The 17088-nt window shown below is 74.6% G+C and carries 18 protein-coding genes and 1 pseudogene; 11 read left to right on the top strand and 8 right to left on the bottom strand.

The genetic code is table 11. The annotated features are described in order from the left end of the window. Positions 1-3 precede the first annotated feature (3 nt). The 7 genes from ACWEJX_RS17250 to ACWEJX_RS17220 all read left to right on the top strand — a co-directional run bounded on the left by ACWEJX_RS17250 (position 4) and on the right by ACWEJX_RS17220 (position 5794). Positions 4-969, top strand: coding sequence for an ABC transporter permease (locus ACWEJX_RS17250; RefSeq protein ID WP_451608267.1), 966 nt, complete (start codon positions 4-6; stop codon positions 967-969). Then, positions 962-1798, top strand: coding sequence for an ABC transporter permease (locus ACWEJX_RS17245; protein WP_451608266.1), 837 nt, complete (start codon positions 962-964; stop codon positions 1796-1798). Before ACWEJX_RS17250 ends, ACWEJX_RS17245 begins: the two co-directional genes overlap by 8 nt. Further along, on the top strand, positions 1795-2928 hold the full coding sequence (locus tag ACWEJX_RS17240; RefSeq protein ID WP_451608265.1) for an ABC transporter ATP-binding protein: 1134 nt from the start codon (positions 1795-1797) through the stop codon (positions 2926-2928). The genes ACWEJX_RS17245 and ACWEJX_RS17240 overlap by 4 nt, the downstream gene beginning before the upstream one ends. Further along, complete coding sequence (locus ACWEJX_RS17235) at positions 2921-3613, top strand: ABC transporter ATP-binding protein (protein ID WP_451608264.1); 693 nt, start codon at positions 2921-2923, stop codon at positions 3611-3613. The genes ACWEJX_RS17240 and ACWEJX_RS17235 overlap by 8 nt, the downstream gene beginning before the upstream one ends. Next, positions 3607-3738, top strand: coding sequence for a hypothetical protein (locus ACWEJX_RS17230; protein WP_451608263.1), 132 nt, complete (start codon positions 3607-3609; stop codon positions 3736-3738). The genes ACWEJX_RS17235 and ACWEJX_RS17230 overlap by 7 nt, the downstream gene beginning before the upstream one ends. 125 nt (positions 3739-3863) lie before the next feature. Beyond that, on the top strand, positions 3864-4058 hold the full coding sequence (locus ACWEJX_RS17225; protein WP_451608262.1) for a hypothetical protein: 195 nt from the start codon (positions 3864-3866) through the stop codon (positions 4056-4058). A 197-nt stretch (positions 4059-4255) separates the two neighbouring features. Then, positions 4256-5794, top strand: coding sequence for a hypothetical protein (locus ACWEJX_RS17220; RefSeq protein ID WP_451608317.1), 1539 nt, complete (start codon positions 4256-4258; stop codon positions 5792-5794). A gap of 91 nt (positions 5795-5885) precedes the next feature. Here the strand turns inward: ACWEJX_RS17220 and ACWEJX_RS17215 are convergent, their stop codons facing one another. The 3 genes from ACWEJX_RS17215 to ACWEJX_RS17205 form a co-directional block, all read right to left on the bottom strand. Further along, complete coding sequence (locus ACWEJX_RS17215; RefSeq protein WP_451608261.1) at positions 5886-6677, bottom strand: VOC family protein; 792 nt, start codon at positions 6675-6677, stop codon at positions 5886-5888. 126 nt (positions 6678-6803) lie between these two features. Next, the gene (locus ACWEJX_RS17210; protein ID WP_451608260.1) at positions 6804-7685 is read right to left on the bottom strand and encodes a hypothetical protein; all 882 of its coding nucleotides are present in this window, start codon (positions 7683-7685) and stop codon (positions 6804-6806) included. Positions 7686-7710: 25 nt separating this feature from the next. Then, positions 7711-8133 carry a MerR family transcriptional regulator gene (locus tag ACWEJX_RS17205; protein WP_451608259.1) on the bottom strand — a complete coding sequence of 141 codons (423 nt, stop codon included), beginning with the start codon at positions 8131-8133 and terminating at the stop codon, positions 7711-7713. A gap of 28 nt (positions 8134-8161) precedes the next feature. Between ACWEJX_RS17205 and ACWEJX_RS17200 the strand changes: the two genes are divergently transcribed. After that, positions 8162-8944 carry a methyltransferase domain-containing protein gene (locus tag ACWEJX_RS17200; RefSeq protein ID WP_451608258.1) on the top strand — a complete coding sequence of 261 codons (783 nt, stop codon included), beginning with the start codon at positions 8162-8164 and terminating at the stop codon, positions 8942-8944. On the opposite strand, the gene ACWEJX_RS17195 is transcribed toward ACWEJX_RS17200, so the two are convergent. From ACWEJX_RS17195 to ACWEJX_RS17180, 4 genes and pseudogenes are all read right to left on the bottom strand, one after another. Further along, positions 8929-9444, bottom strand: a complete 516-nt coding sequence (locus tag ACWEJX_RS17195) for a nucleotide triphosphate diphosphatase NUDT15 (protein ID WP_451608257.1) — start codon at positions 9442-9444, stop codon at positions 8929-8931. The genes ACWEJX_RS17200 and ACWEJX_RS17195 overlap by 16 nt on opposite strands. A gap of 59 nt (positions 9445-9503) precedes the next feature. After that, positions 9504-10659: pseudogene (locus ACWEJX_RS17190) on the bottom strand (YncE family protein). 167 nt (positions 10660-10826) lie between these two features. Next, complete coding sequence (locus ACWEJX_RS17185) at positions 10827-12197, bottom strand: MBL fold metallo-hydrolase (protein ID WP_451608256.1); 1371 nt, start codon at positions 12195-12197, stop codon at positions 10827-10829. A gap of 42 nt (positions 12198-12239) precedes the next feature. Next, positions 12240-13334 carry a molybdopterin-dependent oxidoreductase gene (locus ACWEJX_RS17180; RefSeq protein ID WP_451608255.1) on the bottom strand — a complete coding sequence of 365 codons (1095 nt, stop codon included), beginning with the start codon at positions 13332-13334 and terminating at the stop codon, positions 12240-12242. A 384-nt stretch (positions 13335-13718) separates the two neighbouring features. On the opposite strand from ACWEJX_RS17180, the gene ACWEJX_RS17175 reads away from it, so the two are divergent. Continuing rightward, the gene (locus ACWEJX_RS17175; RefSeq protein ID WP_451608254.1) at positions 13719-14300 is read left to right on the top strand and encodes a Type-2Aa cytolytic delta-endotoxin; all 582 of its coding nucleotides are present in this window, start codon (positions 13719-13721) and stop codon (positions 14298-14300) included. Between the two features lie 97 nt (positions 14301-14397). Then, complete coding sequence (locus ACWEJX_RS17170) at positions 14398-15570, top strand: alpha-hydroxy-acid oxidizing protein (RefSeq protein ID WP_451608253.1); 1173 nt, start codon at positions 14398-14400, stop codon at positions 15568-15570. 3 nt (positions 15571-15573) lie between these two features. On the opposite strand, the gene ACWEJX_RS17165 is transcribed toward ACWEJX_RS17170, so the two are convergent. Next, complete coding sequence (locus tag ACWEJX_RS17165; protein ID WP_451608252.1) at positions 15574-16470, bottom strand: NAD(P)-dependent oxidoreductase; 897 nt, start codon at positions 16468-16470, stop codon at positions 15574-15576. 112 nt (positions 16471-16582) lie between these two features. Here ACWEJX_RS17165 and ACWEJX_RS17160 point away from each other — a divergent pair, with 112 nt between their 5' ends. Then, positions 16583-16933, top strand: a complete 351-nt coding sequence (locus tag ACWEJX_RS17160) for a winged helix-turn-helix transcriptional regulator (protein ID WP_403791467.1) — start codon at positions 16583-16585, stop codon at positions 16931-16933. The last annotated feature ends 155 nt before the right edge of the window (positions 16934-17088 follow it).

Raw genomic sequence — 17088 nt, 5'->3', positions numbered from 1 at the left:
GCCATGGCGCGGATGACGGGCCGGCGCGCCCTCGCCGCCGTCCTCGTCCTCCTCGCCGTCACCCTCGCGGTCTTCGCCGTCGCCGCCGCCTCGCCCTTCGACCCCGTCAAGGCCTACGCCGGCACCGCCGGACTCACCGCCTCGCAGGCCGACCTCGACCGGCTCCGCGCCAACCTCGGCGCCGACCGGCCCTGGTTCACCCGCTGGTGGGAGTGGGCCGGCCACGCCGTACGCGGCGATCTCGGCGACTCCACCGTCATGCGGCAGCCCGTCGCCGACGTCATCGCCGAACGCCTCGGCTGGTCCGTGCTGCTCGCCGCCACCGCCTTCCTCCTCGCCGTCACCCTCGGCACCGCCCTCGGCGTCCTCGCCGGCCGCCGCCGCGGCGGCCTGCTCGACCGGGCCGCCGGCTCCGCCGCGTACATCCTCGAAGCCGCCCCCGCCTACTGGCTCGGCCTGCTCGCCGTCTGGTTCTTCGCCCTCCGGCTCGGCGTGCTCCCGGCCGGCGGACTCACCGACACCGCGAGCGACACCATCACCGCCGGCCAGGTCGCCACCCACCTCGTGCTGCCCGCACTCGTCCTCGGCGTCTCCCAGCTGCCCTGGTTCTTCCTGTACGTGAGACAGGGCGTCGGCGACGCCCTGGAAGAGGACCCCGTGCGCGGCGCCCGCGCCCGCGGTCTCGCCGAACGCACCGTCCTCACCGGCCACGCCCTGCGCTCCGGCCTGCTCCCGGTGCTCACCCTCGTCGGCTCCCGCGTGCCCGAACTCATCACCGGAGCCCTCCTCGTGGAGACCGTCTTCAGCTGGCCCGGCATCGCCGCCGCCACGGTCCAGGCCGCCGTCTCCGCCGACTTCCCGCTGCTCGCCGCGCTCACCGTGCTCGCCACCGCCGCCGTGCTGCTCGGCAACCTCCTCTCCGACCTGCTGTACGGGCTCGCCGACCCCCGGGTGGGCTTCGATGGCTGACCCGCGCACCCGCCGCCTGCGGCTGTGGACCTCCGCCCTGACCGTCGGGGGCCTCGCCCTCGCCGTCCTCCTCGTGCCGCCGCTCGTCCCGCTCGACGAACAGGCCGTCGACCTCGGGCGAAAGCTCCTGCCACCCTCCTGGGAGCACCCCTTCGGCACCGACGACCTCGGTCGCGACCTGCTCCTGCGCTGTGTCTACGGGCTGCGCGTCTCGCTGCTCGTCGGCCTGGTCGCCGCCCTCGCGGCCACCGTCGTCGGCACCACGGTGGGCACGGCGGCCGGCGCGCTCGGCGGCCGCACCGACCGGCTCGTCATGCGGGTCGTCGACGGCTTCTCGTCCGTGCCGCACCTGCTGCTCGGCATCTTCGTCGTCGCCGTGTTCCGGCCCGGCGTCTGGCCGGTGATCGCCTCCGTGGCGCTCACCCACTGGCTGTCCACCGCCCGCATCGTCCGCTCCGAGGTCCTCTCGCTGCGCTCCCGGCCCTTCGTCGACGCCGCGATCTCCGGCGGCGCGTCCCGGTGGCGGATCACCGTCCGGCATCTGCTGCCCGCCGTGCTGCCGCAGGCCGGACTCGCCGCCGTGCTGATGGTCCCGCACGCGATGTGGCACGAGTCCGCCCTCTCCTTCCTCGGCCTCGGCCTCCCCAGCCACCGGGCCAGCCTCGGCAACCTGGTCCAGAACGCCCGCTCGTCCCTCCTCGCCGGCGCCTGGTGGCCCACCCTCTTCCCCGGCCTCCTCCTGATCGTCCCGACCCTCGCCCTCGCCGGCCTCGCCGGCATCTGGCGCGACCGACTCAACCCCCGCCGCCGCTCGGAGCTGATGTTGTGAACGAACGGATCCTGCGCGCCCTGGACTCCGTCACCGCCGAGCGCGCCCACGACGCCGTCCTCACCGTCCGCGGCCTCACCGTCCGCTTCCACCTCCGCGGCGGCCGCACCGTCGCCGCCGTGACCGACGCCGCCTTCGACCTCGCACCGGGCGAATGCCTCGCCCTCGTCGGCGAGAGCGGCTGCGGCAAGTCGGTCCTGGCCTCCGCCCTGCTCGGCCTGCTGCCGCGCAACGCGGAAACGGAGGGCACGGCGTGGCTGGCGGGCGGGACACCCGCCGGGGACGGAAGCGGCGCCCTCGACCTGCTCGCGGCCGACGAGCGCGCCCTCGACCTGCTCGCGGCCGACGAGCGCACCCTCGCACGCGTCGTCCGCGGACGCCGCATCGGACTCGTACCGCAGAGCCCCGCCGCGCACCTCACGCCCGTACGGACCGTGCGCGCGCACCTGGAGGAGACGGTCCGGGCCCTGACCGGCACCCCGCGGCGGGCACGGCGGGCGGCGGCCGAGGCGGCCGCCGAGCGGGCCGCGTTTCCCGTGGGACACCTCGACCGGTACCCGCACGAGCTGTCCGGCGGGCTGGCGCAGCGCGCGGCGACCGCACTCGCGCTCATCGGCGACGCGCCGGTGCTGCTCGCCGACGAGCCGACCACCGGGCTCGACCGGGAACTAGTCGACCGGACCGCCGACGAGCTGCGCCGGCACGTCGACACCGGCAAGGCGCTGCTGCTCGTCACACACGACCTGGCGGCGGCCCGGCGGGTGGCCGACCGGGTGGCCGTGATGTACGCGGGGCGGATCGTCGAGATCGCCCCGGCCGCGCGCTTCTTCGGCCGGCCCGGCCCCCGGCACCCGTACGCCCGCGGTCTGCTGAACGCCCTGCCCGAGCGGGAGTTCACCCCGATCCCCGGGCTGCCGCCCGAACTGTCGAGGCTGCCCGAGGGCTGCGCCTTCGCCCCGCGCTGCGCCCGCGCGACCGGCGCCTGCGCCGCCCGCCCGGACCTCCGGGCCGGCGTCGCCTGCCACCACCCCCAGCAGGACGCGGGAGGAGCCGACCGTGGCCCCCAGCGGGATGCGGGAGGAACCGACCGTGGCCCCCAACAGGACGCGGGAGGAGCCGACCGTGCTTGAACTGCACGCCGTGACCGCCGGATACGCCCGCCGCTCCCCGGTGTTCCGCTCCGCCGGGCTCACCGTCGCGCCCGGCGAGGCCGTCGGACTGCTCGGCCCCAGCGGCTGCGGCAAGTCCACCCTGGCCCGGGTCGCCGCGCTGCTGCACCGGCCCGACGCGGGCTGGGTAGTGCTCGACGGCACCGAGGTGCGCGCCTGGCGGCACCGCGCCCCGCGCGAGCTGCGCACCGCCGTCGGGGTCGTCTTCCAGCAGCCGCGGCTCGCCGCCGACCCGCGCCTGCGGCTCGCCGACCTGATCGCCGAACCACTGCGCGCGACCGGTCGCCGCGCCGCGGTCGCCGAACGCCTCGCCGCCCTCGCGCCCGCCGTCGGCCTCACCGACGACCTGCTCGGCCGCCGCCCCCACGAGGTCAGCGACGGCCAGCTCCAGCGCGCGTGCCTGGCCCGCGCCCTGGTGCTGCGGCCCCGTTGGCTGATCTGCGACGAGATGACCGCGATGCTCGACGCCTCCACCACGGCCGCCCTGGTCGCCGCCGTCGAGACCTACCGGGCCGAGACCGGCGCGGGCCTGCTCGCCGTCGGCCACGACCGGGTGCTCCTGGAGCGCTGGTGCGACCGAACGGTCGAGTGGGCCGCCTGCCTGGACGCTGGTGAACGGGGGCCGACGGCTCCTGGTTCGTGCTGACCGACTGGGAGCTGAGCGCCACCGAGGTCTTCGGCAGCGCCGTGCTCGTCGCCGCCCTGCCGGCCGACGAGGAGCTGGAGGCCGTCCGCATGCCGAGCATCGCGGAGGTCTTGTCCCGCGCTTGAGGAACGGCCGGGTCCGGAACTTCACCCGGATGGCCGCCCCGCCATGCCGCCGTCCGGATAGTCCGTTCCGTCACACTGTCCGCCGAACGCCGCAATCCCGGTGCGGCGCAAGGAGGGTGAGCGCGATGGCCATTTCGATTTCCGTGGTGCTGCTTCTGCTGGTCCTGGCCGTGATCTTTCTCCGCAACGGCGGCCTCAAGTTCTCCCACGCCCTGGTCTGCGCGCTGCTCGGCTTCTTCCTGGCCGGCACCAACATGGCCCCCACGATCCAGAACGGGGTCGCGGCCACGGCGAACGTGGTCTCCAGCTTCCGGCCGTGAGCGGGCGGCGGACCTGCCGCCCACGGATACGTTTCATGATCGTGAAGTGGGCGTGAAACAGGGGCCGTTGCCATGTACTTCTCACGCACTCGGGCCTAGCGTCGGCCGCCGGCGCGACCTTCGAACGGACCCGAGGAGCCGCATTGACCACCCGACCCCCCAGGCGGACGGCCCGCGCACTCGCGCTGACCGCCGCGATGGGCGCGACCCTGCTCGCGCTCGCCGGACCGGTCGCCCACGCCGGCGAGATACCGCTCGCCCCCGGGCACCGGCTGGTGGCGCAGTACGACGGCGCGCCCGCCACCGCGCGGCCCGTGCCCGGCGAGGCGCCGCCCCAGCACCCGTACCTCGCCCCCAACGGCCGCAGCGGCATGCACGCCGACGCCGCCGGCAGCGCCACCTACCCCTGGTCCGGGCCGCTCGGCCGCCAGCCGCACGTCACCAGCGAGAAGATCGCCGCCCTCGGCGGCGAGTGCGCCACCGTCACCTTCGACGCCGACGGCCGCCTGATCACCGTCTGCGGCACCTTCAGCGGCTTCCTGCTCAAGCTGCTCGACCCGCGCAGCCTGGCCACCCTCGCCGAGTACCAGCTGCCGCAGCGCTCCTCCACCGTCGAGGCCATCACCCGGCTCGACTTCGAGAAGATCTTCAAGGACACCTCCGGCGGCGCCTACTTCTACCTCGACAACCGCGACCGGGTCGTCCTCGCCGACTCCCGGCAGCACGTGCTGCGCATCGCGCACCGCCAGAAGGCGGACGGCGGCTGGGAGTTCGCCGTCGAGGACGACTGGGACCTGACCGCCCTCGTCCCGCACGACTGCGTCACCTGGACCAACCTCTTCCCCAGCGGCGTCTGCGACCCCGTCACCTCCGTGATGCCCGACTGGCAGGGACGCGTCTGGTGGGTCACCCGCCTCGGCCGGGTCGGCACCATCGACCCCGCCACCGGAGCACTGCGCGCGATCCGGCTCGACGGCGAGGAGATCCAGAACTCCTTCTCCGTCGCCGAGGACGGCGTCTCCATCGTCTCCGACCACGCCCTCTACAGCTTCCGCGCCGACCCCGACGGCACCCCGCGGATCCAGTGGCGGCAGACGTACGACCGGGGCACCGGCACCAAGCCCGGCTCCGTGAACCAGGGCTCGGGCACCACCCCGGACCTCTTCGGCCAGGACGGCGCGAAATACGTCGCCATCACCGACAACGCCGACGACCGCATGAACATCCTGGTCTACCGGCGCGGCACCGACGTCGCCGACGCCGACCGGCTCGTCTGCCGCGTCCCGGTCTTCGGCACCGGCGCCTCCACCACCGACAACTCCCTGATCAGCTGGGGCAACAGCCTCGTCGTCGAGAACAACTACGGCTACGAGAACGTCACCTCGCTCACCTTCGGCCGCAGCGTCGTCGGCGGCGTCACCCGCGTCGACGTCCGCCCCGACGGCAGCGGCTGCGACACCGTGTGGGAGAGCGACGTCCGCTCGCCCTCCACCGTGCCCAAGCTGTCCACCGCCAACGGCCTGCTCTATTTCTACGAGAAGCGGCCCAACGCCCTCGGCATCGACGCCTGGTACCTGACGGCCGTCGACTTCCGCACCGGCGCCCGCGCCTGGTCCCGGCTCACCGGCACCGGCCTCGCCTACGACAACAACTGGGCGCCCGTCACGCTCGGCCCCGACGGCACCGCGTACGTCGGAGTGTTCAACGGCATCGTCGCCGTCCACGACGGCGCCTGACCGACCCCGCCACGTTCCGTGGCCGGACGTACGGATGCCCGGGACCCTCGCGGTCCCGGGCATCCGCGTCCCGCAGAGGGGGCCGGGGGCGTCATTCCATCTCGGGCATGTCGCCGACCCTCGTCCGCATGTCGATCACGGCGAACGCCGCACCCTGCGGGTCGACCAGCGCCGCGAAGCGCCCGAACGGGCTGTCCATCGGCCCGAAGACCTTCTTCCCGCCGCCCCGCACGGCCACCTCGCACGCCGTGTCGCAGTTGTCGACGGCGAAGTAGACCTGGATGTACGCGGGGACCTCGGGCGGGAAGTCCTCCGCGGTCATCACCATCCGGCCCAGCAGCGGGTCGGCACCGAGGTCGAAGACCCGGTAGTCCATGTCCTTGATCTTCTTCGAGTCGTAGCCGAAGACGGTCGTGTAGAAGGCGTCGGCCTTCGCGGGCTCCCGCGTGAACACCTCCGCCCACGCGAAGCCGCCCGTCTCGCCCTGGAGCTCGAAGCCCTCGTGGTCGCCCGCCTGCCAGACGCCGAACACACAGCCCGTCGGATCCTGCGCCAGGCACATTGAGCCGAACGAGCCCACCTGCATCGGCTCCATCAGCAGCGTGCCGCCCGCGCCGCTGATCTTCTCGGCGGTGGCGGCGACGTCCGGCGACGCGAAGTACAGGCACCAGGCCGACTTCGGCTCGCCCTCCTGGCCCGGCATCGGCGGGACCACCGCCGCGACCGCCTTGCCGTTCTTGTACGCCTGGGTGTAGTTGCCGAACTCCGAGGCCGCTTCGCCGAAGGTCCAGCCGAGGACGTCGCCGTAGAACTCCTTCGCGCCCTCGACATCGGTGAACATGGCGTCTGTCCAGCACGGCGTGCCTTCAGGTCGTGAGGCCATGACGATGACTCGCTTCCGATCGATACGTTCCGTCGCTATCGGCCACGCTAATCAGGTCAGGCCCACCCCGCTCGGTGACACCACGTGACACCCGTCCGCCGGTCGGGTGAAAGGCGGCGCGGAAGCTCAGCGGCGGTACTCCCGGGCCTCCGGGCACAGCTCCTTCACCAGCGCCCAGAACACCGGGAAGTCGGGGATGTGCTTCGACTCGCGTGCCCAGCGGCCCGCGCCCGCCGTCCGCACCACCACCAGACCGTCCCCGCGCCACTCGCAGTGCCGCACCCGCTCCCACGGCGCCGTCCCCGACGGCAGCCCGATGCCATGCCCGTCCAGCGCCACCTCGCCGAACGCGACCCGCCCGCCCGCCTCCAGCGCCGCCACCGCCGGCGCCAGCGCCCGGCGCACCGTCTCGTCCAGGACGATCTGGGCCAGCTCCCGGATCTGCGAGTCGGCCGGCCGCGGCACCGCCTCCTCGTTCAGGAACCCGCCGACGGTCACCTCGCGCGGCCCTCCGGCGAGCCCGTCGACCAGCAGCCGGTACGCGTAGTGGGTTCCGGTGTATCCGCCGTCGACATAGGTACGGGTCACGTCCTGGTGCATCGCCGTGACCGACCCCCAGGGCACGGCCCGGGCGCCGCCGTCCGCGTGCGGGCAGACGAGGCCGCGCTCGTACAGGTACACGTACTCGCCGGGCCGTAACGCCGTCGCGGGCGCGCGCAGCGAGTGCCAGAGCAGCCTGCCGAACACCCCGAACGGCAGCAGGAGCAGCGGGATCCCGAGCCCTGTCCCCACCAGGCTCGTGGCGATCGCCGGGAGGACGAGGGAGGCGGCGGCGAGCAGCAGCACCGCGAGCGGGGTCCGCGCGGGCCGCCGGTCCCCGGCCCCGGCCGGACCCTCGCCGTGCCGGGCCCGGAAGGCCCGCAGATAGACGCCGAGACCCGCCTCGCGCGCCGCGCCGGTCGCGGCCTCGTCCGGCGGCGGTACGGTCACCCGGTCGAACTCTCCCATGGCGCATCCCCCCGTCCGCATGATGTCAGCGGCCCCCGGCGCGGGCCATCCCCTCCGCGACGACTCTCCGGAAGTCCGGACAGCTCCCGATGTCCGCGTGCTCGCACCCGAGGGCGCACTCCACCAGCTCCAACTGGGCCTGCGCCCGCGCGATCTCCTCCCGCAGGACGGCCGCCCGCGCGCGCAGCACGTCACGGCGCCGGTCGGAGGATGCGAGCATCGCGCCGATCGCGTCGAGCGAGAGCCCGGCCTCCTTGGCCCGCAGCACCACCGCCGTCCGTACGACGTCCGCCGCCCCGTAGACCCGCCGCCCCGCCGTGTCCCGGGCCGGGCTGAGCAGCCCCATGCTCTCCCAGTGGCGCAGCACGTGCGGGGCGAGACCGAAACGGCCGGCCAGCGCCCCGATGCTCAACACGGCCTCGTCCTCGGTGACTTGGCTTGACTTCATGTCGACATGAAACGGCAGCGTGGCACTCATGTCCACGACGCCCGCGGCCGTACCGCCGCTCCTCGCCCTGCTCGACCGCTTCGACTCCCTGCCGTCGGCCCGACGGCTCCGCGCCCGCACCTACGACCTGCTCGCGGCCCGGCCCGGCGCGCGGGTGCTCGACGTCGGCTGCGGCGCCGGGCGGGCGGTCGCGGAACTGGCCGAGCGAGGCGTACGGGCGGAGGGCGCCGACACGGATCCCGAGGCGCTCGCGGTCGCCCGCGCCCGCCACCCCAGGCTGGTCTTCCACCGGGCGAGTGCCACGCGACTGCCCTTCGGCGACGCTGCCCTGGACGGCTACCGGGCCGAGAAGGTCTACCACGAGCTCGACGACCCGGCCCATGCCGCCGCCGAGGCGTACCGGGTGCTCGCGCCCGGCGGGCGGGTGGTCCTCGTCGGCCAGGACTGGGACACCGTCGTCCTCGACTCCGACGCCCCCGAGCTCACCCGCCGCCTCGTCCACGCCCGCGCCGACCGCGTCCCCCACCCGCGCGTCGCCCGCCGCCACCGCGCCCTGCTGCTCGACGCCGGCTTCACGGACGTGACCGTCGAGGTCCGCACCGCCGTCCTCACCGGCCCGGAGATGCTCCCACTCGTCGCCGGCCTCGCCGGCCTCGCCGACTCGGCCACCGCGGCGGGCGCGACGGACCCGGCCGAGGTCCGCGACTGGCTCGCGGAACAACGCCACAGGGCCGACACCGACCGCTTCTTCCTGGCCCTGCCGATGTTCCTGGCCGCGGGGGTCCGGCCGCCGGGTCACGCCACCCGGTAGCGGTGGAAAGCCCCCTCCGGCAGGTCGAGTTCCGGGCGCCAGAAGCGGAGGGTCTGGGCCGAGGGGACGAAGAGGGGTGCCGGGAGGCGGTCGGGGGCGAACCACTCCCAGCGGTCGATCTTGTCGGGCTCGGCGACGGACGGGGTGCCGGTGTGGGCGCGGACGACCGTCGCGGCCGTGATCCGGGTGAGCGCGGCGGAGCTCTCGGTGTCGAGGATCAGGCCGATCACCGCGACGCCGGACGGGTCGGCGACGAGCGTCGTCTCCTCGGCGAGCTCGCGGGCCGCCGCCTGTTCGATGGACTCGCCCGGGTCGACCTTGCCGCCGGGCAGCTCCCAGACGCCCGAGTGGTGCAGCCCGAGCAGCACCCGCCCGGTCGCGTCGGTCACGATGACGCCCGCCCCGAGGGACGCCTGGGCGGCGGGCGGCCGGGCGTTGCGGTCGGCGGGTTCGGGGGTGGATCCGGCGGGTTCGGCGGCCGATTCGGCGGCGGGGGCCATGGCGTCTCCTCGTACGGGGTCGGTACGGTCCCAGCCAACACCACCGCACTGACAACGCCTCACAGCACCGCGATGCCCAGCGGCCGCGACCCCGCGGCCAGCCGCCGCGTCGAGCCGTCGGTCAGGTTCACGACGGTCAGGCCGTCCCAGTAGCCGTCGCGGGTGAAGCCGCCCGTGACATAGGCCGTACGGCCGTCCACGGAGACCGCGACGTGCTCGTGCGGGCCGTCCAGCGGGTAGACGCGCTCGCTGCCGTCGGGCTTGCGGACGGTGAGCGAGGGCCCGCGGTCGACGGCCGGGTCGATCGGGCCGGTGCCGACGGCGAAGAGGGTGCCGTCGGGGGTGACGGTGACGCCGTGCTGGTGCGTGTCGGCCGTCATCGGCTGGATCCGGGTGCGGCCGGTGCGCGGGTCGACCACGGCGAGCCGCTCGCCCTCGAAGGGCAGCAGGAGCTGCCCGTCCGACGGCCGCACGGCCGTGTAGTGCGGCTTCAGCCAGGAGCCGCCCGCCCTCCGTGCCGTACGGGGCCACCTCGATCCGCCGGGTCTTCAGGGTGCCCGAGTCGACGACGGTCACGTCGAAGGAGTCGTGGTTCGTCGTGTACACCTCGGAGCCGTCGCGCGAGACGTCCACGTCGAACGGGCGGCGCCCGACCGGCACCCGGTCCACGACCCGGAGCGCGGTGGTGTCGACGACCTCAAGTGCGCCGTTGCCGCCGGGGACGTTGACGCCGACGTAGACCCGGCGGCCGTCGGGGGAGAGCGCGATGCCCATGCCGCCGCCCCGGTACTCGCCGGTGGTCACCGGACCCGTCGCGGTGCGGTACGGCACGAGCGCGAGGCGCGTGCGGGTCCTGGTGTCCACGACGGCCACGCCCTCGGCCGCGGCGACCCAGGCCCGGCCGTCGGCGCCGACGACGAGCCCGTACGGAGCGGTGCCGACCCGCACGGAGGCGAACGGGCCGTGCGCCGGGTCGACGAAGGTCACCGTGTCCGCCCCGAAGTCGGACACGAGAAGGGTGCCCGCGGGCGTGGTGCCGGCCGGGGCGGGGGCGGGAACCGTCGCCGGGCGGCTCGCCGAAGGGGCGCTCGCGGAAGGGCCGGGCCCGGAGCTCCCGGCGCCCCGCGCGATGCCCCCGCCGCCCTGCGCGCAGCCCACGAGCAGCGCGACCGATGCGGCCAGTACGGCGAGAGCGCGGACACGGGATCGGTACATCGACAGGGCTCCGGACGGGCGCGGACGGACTTGGACGGGGGCGCAGAGGGGCAAGGACGGACACGCACTGGCGCGGACGGGCACGGGCGGCACAGGCGGACCGCCCCGCTCCCCATGCTCCGGCCGCCCCCGGCCCTCCCGGGTCGTCCGAACGGCTGACCCCGGTGTCAGCGCCCCGGCCGACCCACCAGGTCATCCGCCCCGCCGTGGGTCACCGCCCGCACCGGGATGCCCGCCCGGTCCAGCAGACTCGCCGCGACCGTGGCCCGCCGCCCGCTCCCGCAGAACGTCCAGATCTCCCGGTCCCGCGGCAGGTCCCCGACCTTCGCCGGCAGTTCGGCCAGCGGGATCGCGAGGGTGCCGGGCACCCCGCCCTCCGGGTGCTCCGGGCGCACGTCGAGCGCCCGCGCCTCGTCGCGCCCCAACCGCCGGGCCAGCTCCCGTGCGTCCGCCGTCGGGAAGGACCGCACCGTCCTGCCCGCCGCCGCCCACGCGTCGGTGCCGCCCGCGAGGACGCCGGCGACGTTCTCGTAACCGATCCGCAGCAGCTGTACCAGCGCCTCCTCGGCGGCCTCGGCCGCCGGCTCGGGCAGCACGAGCACCAGGCGGGTGCCGAACGGGACCACCTCCGCGACCAGGCTCGCGAAGCGGTCGTCCAGCTCCTCGCCGAGCGCCCCCGGCACATGTCCTGCCGCGAACTCCGAGCGCGAGCGCCCGTCCACGATCTGCGCGCCCTCACCGGCGAGCCCGGCGACCATCGCGGGCGACAGCCACCGGGGTTCGGGCGGGCCGCCGAGGACGGCGGGACCGGAGCGGTTGATCGGCGCCATGTGCCGGTAGTACGCGGGATAGTGCGGCAGTCCGGTGGCGCGCGCCGCGACGAACGCGGCCTCGTCGCGCGGCGTGAGCGCCGGGTTGCCGTGCCGCTCGTCCCCGACCGTCGTCGTGCGGCCCCGCTCCCCGGTCACCGGCGCGGACGCGCAGGAGCTGCCCGCGCCGTGGGTCGGCAGCACCCGGGTGCCGTCCGGCAGCCCCGCGAGCCGGTGCAGCGAGCGGTACTGGGCGCGGGCCAGCTCCTCGGTGTGCGCGGGGCCCGACAGATCGGTGCGGCCGGCGCTGCCCACGAGCAGGCTGCCGCCCGTGAACACGGCGTCCGGCGGTCCGGCCGGATCGTCCAGGACGAGGTACGCGGTGTGCTCGGCGGTGTGGCCGGGCGTCTCCATCGCCCGCAGGGTGACGTCCCCGACGGTGATCTCGTCGTCCTCGGCCAGCGGAAGGTGGTCGAAGGCGTACGGGGCCCGGGCCGGGCCGGCGACGACGGCCCCGGTCGCCGCCCGCACCTCCAGGGCCCCGGAGACGTAGTCGTTGTGGACGTGGGTCTCCAGGGCGTACCGGATGTGCACCCCGCGCCGCTCGCAGCGCTCCATCAGGGCCCAGCTGTCCCGCTGCGGGTCCACGAGGGCGGCCTCGTCGCCGCTGACGAGGAGGTAGCTGGTGTCGCCGAGCGACGCCGTGGTCATGACCTCGATCTCGTGCATGTCCTCACCTCTCGCGGGGCGCACGGCACGCCGCCGGGGACCTCACACCACGACCACCTCGACGGCGGCCACCGGATTGCAGCCGTAGCCGCGGGCGTTCCACGGCGCGTGCCGCGGCTGGGTCTCCCCGTGCGCGTCGGTCGCGCGGGCGAGCAGCCGGTAGCGGCCGGGGGAGCGCGGGGTCCAGCGGAGCGACCAGTCGGTCCAGGCGTACGGCCCCGAGGGCGCCGCCAGGTCCGCTTCGTGCCAGTCGTCCGGCGCCTCGGCCGGTTCGTCCTCGTGCACCACCCGGACCTCGACCCGGCTCACCGGAACCCCGCCGCCCGCCCAGGCGTGCCCGCGCACCACGGTCTCCCGGCCGCGCCGCAGGTCCTCGTCCGGCTCGGGCTCGGTGATCAGCGACTTGACCCGCAGCGCGCCGACCGGCCCCTGGGCCCGGCCCTCGGCGTCCACGTACACGTACTCCTCGGCCTGGAACACGCCCGCGAACGGCTCGGTGACCGCCCGTACCCCCGTCAGCCACTTCACGTCCGCCACGGCGAAGTGCCCGGGCACCACCAGGCGCACCGGGGCGCCGTGTTCGCGGCTGAGGGGCGCGCCGTCGAGCGCGGTGGCCAGGAGGGTGTCCGGGTGGAGGGCGACGGCGAGCGGGAGGCTGCGTTCGAAGGGGGCGCGGCGGCCGCGCACGGCCCCGGAGTCGGCGCCGGCGAACACGAACTCGACGGCCGCCGGGTCGACCCCGGCCCGCTCGGCGAGCAGCCGGAACGGCACGCCCGCGAAGCGGACGCAGCCCACCGCCCGCTGCCCCCAGGGCAGTCCGGGCGGCCGCGGGACCATCTGGGCGCGCCCGTTGCCCGCGCACTCGACGACCACGTCGAGCTCGGTGTGGGGGAGGGCGGCCAGCTCCCCGTACCCGAGGGTGTACGGCCTGCGCACGGCGCCCTCGAACCGCAGCCGCCAGTCGGCGGGCCGGAGGACCGGGACGGAGAAGTGGTCGCGCACGAAGAGGGCGTCGGCGGGCGTGACCGGCGGGGCGAGCGCGGCCGACGGCGTCTGGGCGTTGTACGGGTCGGAGGCCACCGTCTCGGGAGACCAGGCGGTGGCGCCCGGCCCACGGGGGAGGACGGAGGCGCACATGGTTCCTTCAGGCTGGGTCGCACTTCGGGGCGGACCTGCGGGGGGATCCACGGAGGGATCTGCGGATGGATCGAATCTGTACGTACCAATCATGACGAAGGTATTGACTTGGTGCGAATAGGGAGGAAGCTTGTCTGTACACCAGACAACCAGAGAGAGCCGCACCCGCCGACGGAGACGTCCGAAGGCCGGCGTGACCCCCGTTCTCGGCTCTGGCCAGGCCCCCGGCAGATCCCGCCGGTGACGCCGCCATCGGTGACGGCCGATGACCGCGCAACCGGACGAGGATGGCCGGGGACTGTCATGTCCGGGCCCGGTGCCCATCCCTCTTCGCGCCTGCGGCATACTGACGCCTCCTTTCAACAGACTGTTTAAGGAGGAGTCTTGGCCGGCAGTTTCAAGACGGTCATCGAAGTGGGCCCCGCCCATGTCGCCCAGGCGGAGGGCCTGGCCGGCGCGTTCCAGGAAGCCATCGCGCCCGCCACCGTCAACTACGACTTCGAGCACATCCACGCGGCCGCGGCGGCGGTCCCCGACAGCACCGTCGTGAAGATGGTGCGCGGCTGGGGACTCCAGGAGCAGGCCCCCGTCCTGGTCATGGTGCTCTCCCTCAAGGAGGCGGTCCGCCAGGCCCTGCCGCCCGAGGCGGCGGAGGCCACCTTCTGGGAGACCATCGAGCGCGAACTCGTCGACGCCTTCACGGGCCTCGCCGCCCAGGAGGGCCGGCCGGGACTCTCGTACTACGAGGAGAGCCCGGACCGCACCCGCTACTACCAGGACCTGTTCTTCGCCCTCCAGGACGAGGAGACCGGCGGCTATCTCTACGCCGTCGCCTTCTGCGTCGACGTCACCATCGGCCTCGACAAGGCCCGCGTCGGCGCCCTCGGCATGACCGACACCGTCCCCTTCGCGATCCGGCTCAACGCGATCGTGGTCCGCCAGGAACTCCAGCCCGTCGCCGTCTGACCAGCTGCCGGGCCCGCCGTCCCGGGCCATGGTCAACCGCCCGTACCCGGCGGTAGCGTCGCTCTCCCGCGAAGACGCGTACGAGGCGAGGGGCACGATGAACCAGCGGTTCGGCGACTACCAGAACGAGATCTATCTGAACGGCCTCTTCGGCAGCCTGCCGAAACTGCCCATGGACTTCGCCGGACTCGAACAGCGCGCCGAGGCCGCCCTCCCGGCGTCCGTCTGGTCCTACGTCGCCGGCGGTGCGGGCGACGAACACACCCAGCGCGCCAACGCCGAGGCGTTCCGGCAGTGGGGCCTGGTGCCCCGGATGATGGTCGGCGCGACCGCGCGCGACCTCACGGCCGACCTGTGCGGAATACCACTGCCCGGCCCGCTGCTGATGGCGCCCGTCGGCGTCGTCGGCCTGTGCGCCCAGGACGGACACGGCGACCTCGCCACCGCCCGCGCCGCGGCCCGTACCGGCGTGCCGATGATCGCCTCCACTCTGAGCGTCGACCCGCTGGAGGACGTCGCCGCCGAGTTCGGCGGCACCCCGGGCCTCTTCCAGCTCTACACCCCGACCGACCGCGCCCTCGCCGAGAGCCTGGTGCGCCGCGCCGAGGCGGCCGGCTTCCGCGGCATCGTCGTCACCCTCGACACCTGGGTCACCGGCTGGCGCCCCCGCGACCTCGGCACCGCCAACTTCCCGCAGCTGCGCGGCCACTGCCTCGCCAACTACACCTCCGACCCGGTCTTCCGGGCCCGCCTCGCCAAGACGCCCGAGGAGGACCCGCAGGCCGCCGTCCTGGAGTGGACCCGCATCTTCGGCAACCCGCTGACCTGGGACGACCTGCCCTGGCTGCGCTCGCTCACCGATCTGCCGATCCTCCTCAAGGGCATCTGCCACCCCGAGGACGTCCGGCGCGCCCGCGACGGCGGCGTCGACGGCGTCTACTGCTCCAACCACGGCGGCCGCCAGGCCAACGGCGGCCTGCCCGCCCTCGACGCCCTGCCGGACGTGGTCGCCGCCGCCGAAGGACTGCCCGTCGTCTTCGACTCCGGCGTCCGCAGCGGCGCCGACGTCGTCAAGGCCCTCGCCCTCGGCGCCACCGCCGTCGCCGTCGGCCGCCCCTACGTCTACGGCCTGGCCCTCGACGGCACCGACGGCGTCGTCCACGTCCTGCGCTCCCTGCTCGCCGAGGCCGACCTGCTGATGGCCGTCGACGGCTACCCGACCCTCGCGGACCTGCGGGCGGAGGGCGCGCTGCGCCGCGTCCGGGCGTAGGGCTCAGCGCCTGCCGAGGACCTCGGCGATCCGGGAGAAGCCGTCCGCGCCGTGGCCGAGTGCGACCGTGCGGCGGGCCAGGCCCTCGGCCGCGCGCATCACGCCCGCGTCGATGCCGTGCGCCTCGGACGCGTGCACGATGTGCGCCATCGTGGAGACCGCCGAGGTCAGCGGATTGCCCTCGCCGGAGAAACCGCCGTCCTCCACGTCCCCGGCCCACTCCTCGAACAGCGGCGGCAGGATCGCGCCGATGCCCTGGGCGAACGGGGCCAGTTCGCGCGGCGTGATGCCCTCCGCGCCCGCCACGGCGAGGGCGTGCACATAGCCGGCCATCGACGTCCAGAAGACGTCGAGCAGCGCGATGTCGTACGCGGCGGCCCGGCCGATGTCCGCGCCCAGGTGGCTGTGGGTGCCGCCGAGGACGTCGAGCACCGGGCGGTGCGCGCGGTACAGCTCCTCGGGGCCGCTGTGCAGGAACACCGCGTGCGGGGTGCCGATGGTGGGCGTCGGGGTCATGATGGCGCCGTCGAGATAGGCGATCCTGTGCTGGTCGGCCCAGCGCCCGGTGTCCCGGGCCCGCTCGGGGACGTCGGCGCTCAGGTTGACCAGGGTGCGCCCCTTGAGCGCCGCCGTGACGTCGCCCTGGCGCAGTACGGCGTCCGTGGCGTCGTAGTTGACCAGGCAGACCACGGTCAGCGGGCTCGCGGCGACCGCCTCGGCGGCGCTCGCCGCCCCGGTCGCACCGCGCTCGACCAGCTCGCGGTCCCGGCCCGGCGTACGGTTCCACACCGTCGTGCGCACACCGGCGGCGACGAACGCGCCGGCCAGCGCCCGGCCCATCGGGCCGAGCCCGAGCACGGTGACGGCGGACCCGGATGCGGGCAGCGGGGAAGAAGACATGACGGAACTCCCTTATGGGTGAGGCAAGGTGTGAGTGAGCAAGGTGTGAGCGACGTGTGGGTACGGCGCGGCCGGCCGGACGGCGTGGGCGAGGAAGCGGAGGACGGGACGGATGACGCGCGGGCGGGCCAGGGACACCGATGTGTGCGGCGTGACCGCAGCCGTCGCGGTGATCGACGGCAAGTGGAAGACCCTGCTGCTGTGGCTCCTGGAGGCCGGGCCGCAGCGGCCCGGCGAACTGCGCCGGACGATCCCGCAGATCAGCGAGAAGGTGCTGACCCAGGCGCTGCGGGAGATGGAGTCGGACGGTCTGGTGCACCGGGAGGTGTACGACGTGAAGCCGCCGAAGACCGTCTACTCGCTGACCGCCGAGGGCCGCGAGCTCTCCGAGGCGCTGGCCCCGGTCTCCGCGTGGGGCCATCGCCGGCTCGACCGGCTCGCCGCGGAGCGCGCCGTGTCCTGAGAGCGCCTTTCTGAGACTGACTGTGTTCCTCGGTTGTTCCTTCCGGTTCTTCGCGGTCCGTTCCCTCGGTCGTGACCAGCCTCTCCCGGTGCCCGCGCGGCGACAAGTACCCACAAAAAAGTGGGTACACGTGCGGCCCGCGCCGTGGCGCGGGC

It is taken from the genome of Streptomyces sp. NPDC004788 (assembly GCF_053601115.1).
The sequence above is the reverse complement of the archived record's forward strand: the minus strand, read 5'-3'. Positions and strand labels throughout refer to the sequence as shown.

Bases quoted from the DNA above. Each gene is read 5' to 3' on its own strand.
- ACWEJX_RS17220 (WP_451608317.1), top strand. From the start codon at position 4,256: ATGGGCGCGACCCTGCTCGCGCTCGCCGGACCGGTCGCCCACGCCGGC.
- ACWEJX_RS17195 (WP_451608257.1), bottom strand. From the start codon at position 9,444: ATGGCCCCCGCCGCCGAATCGGCCGCCGAACCCGCCGGATCCACCCCC.
- ACWEJX_RS17200 (WP_451608258.1), top strand. From the start codon at position 8,162: ATGTCCACGACGCCCGCGGCCGTACCGCCGCTCCTCGCCCTGCTCGAC.
- ACWEJX_RS17160 (WP_403791467.1), top strand. From the start codon at position 16,583: ATGACGCGCGGGCGGGCCAGGGACACCGATGTGTGCGGCGTGACCGCA.
- ACWEJX_RS17185 (WP_451608256.1), bottom strand. From the start codon at position 12,197: ATGCACGAGATCGAGGTCATGACCACGGCGTCGCTCGGCGACACCAGC.
- ACWEJX_RS17210 (WP_451608260.1), bottom strand. From the start codon at position 7,685: ATGGGAGAGTTCGACCGGGTGACCGTACCGCCGCCGGACGAGGCCGCG.
- ACWEJX_RS17250 (WP_451608267.1), top strand. From the start codon at position 4: ATGGCGCGGATGACGGGCCGGCGCGCCCTCGCCGCCGTCCTCGTCCTC.
- ACWEJX_RS17215 (WP_451608261.1), bottom strand. From the start codon at position 6,677: ATGGCCTCACGACCTGAAGGCACGCCGTGCTGGACAGACGCCATGTTC.
- ACWEJX_RS17205 (WP_451608259.1), bottom strand. From the start codon at position 8,133: ATGAAGTCAAGCCAAGTCACCGAGGACGAGGCCGTGTTGAGCATCGGG.
- ACWEJX_RS17170 (WP_451608253.1), top strand. From the start codon at position 14,398: ATGAACCAGCGGTTCGGCGACTACCAGAACGAGATCTATCTGAACGGC.
- ACWEJX_RS17225 (WP_451608262.1), top strand. From the start codon at position 3,864: ATGGCCATTTCGATTTCCGTGGTGCTGCTTCTGCTGGTCCTGGCCGTG.
- ACWEJX_RS17165 (WP_451608252.1), bottom strand. From the start codon at position 16,470: ATGTCTTCTTCCCCGCTGCCCGCATCCGGGTCCGCCGTCACCGTGCTC.
- ACWEJX_RS17180 (WP_451608255.1), bottom strand. From the start codon at position 13,334: ATGTGCGCCTCCGTCCTCCCCCGTGGGCCGGGCGCCACCGCCTGGTCT.
- ACWEJX_RS17245 (WP_451608266.1), top strand. From the start codon at position 962: ATGGCTGACCCGCGCACCCGCCGCCTGCGGCTGTGGACCTCCGCCCTG.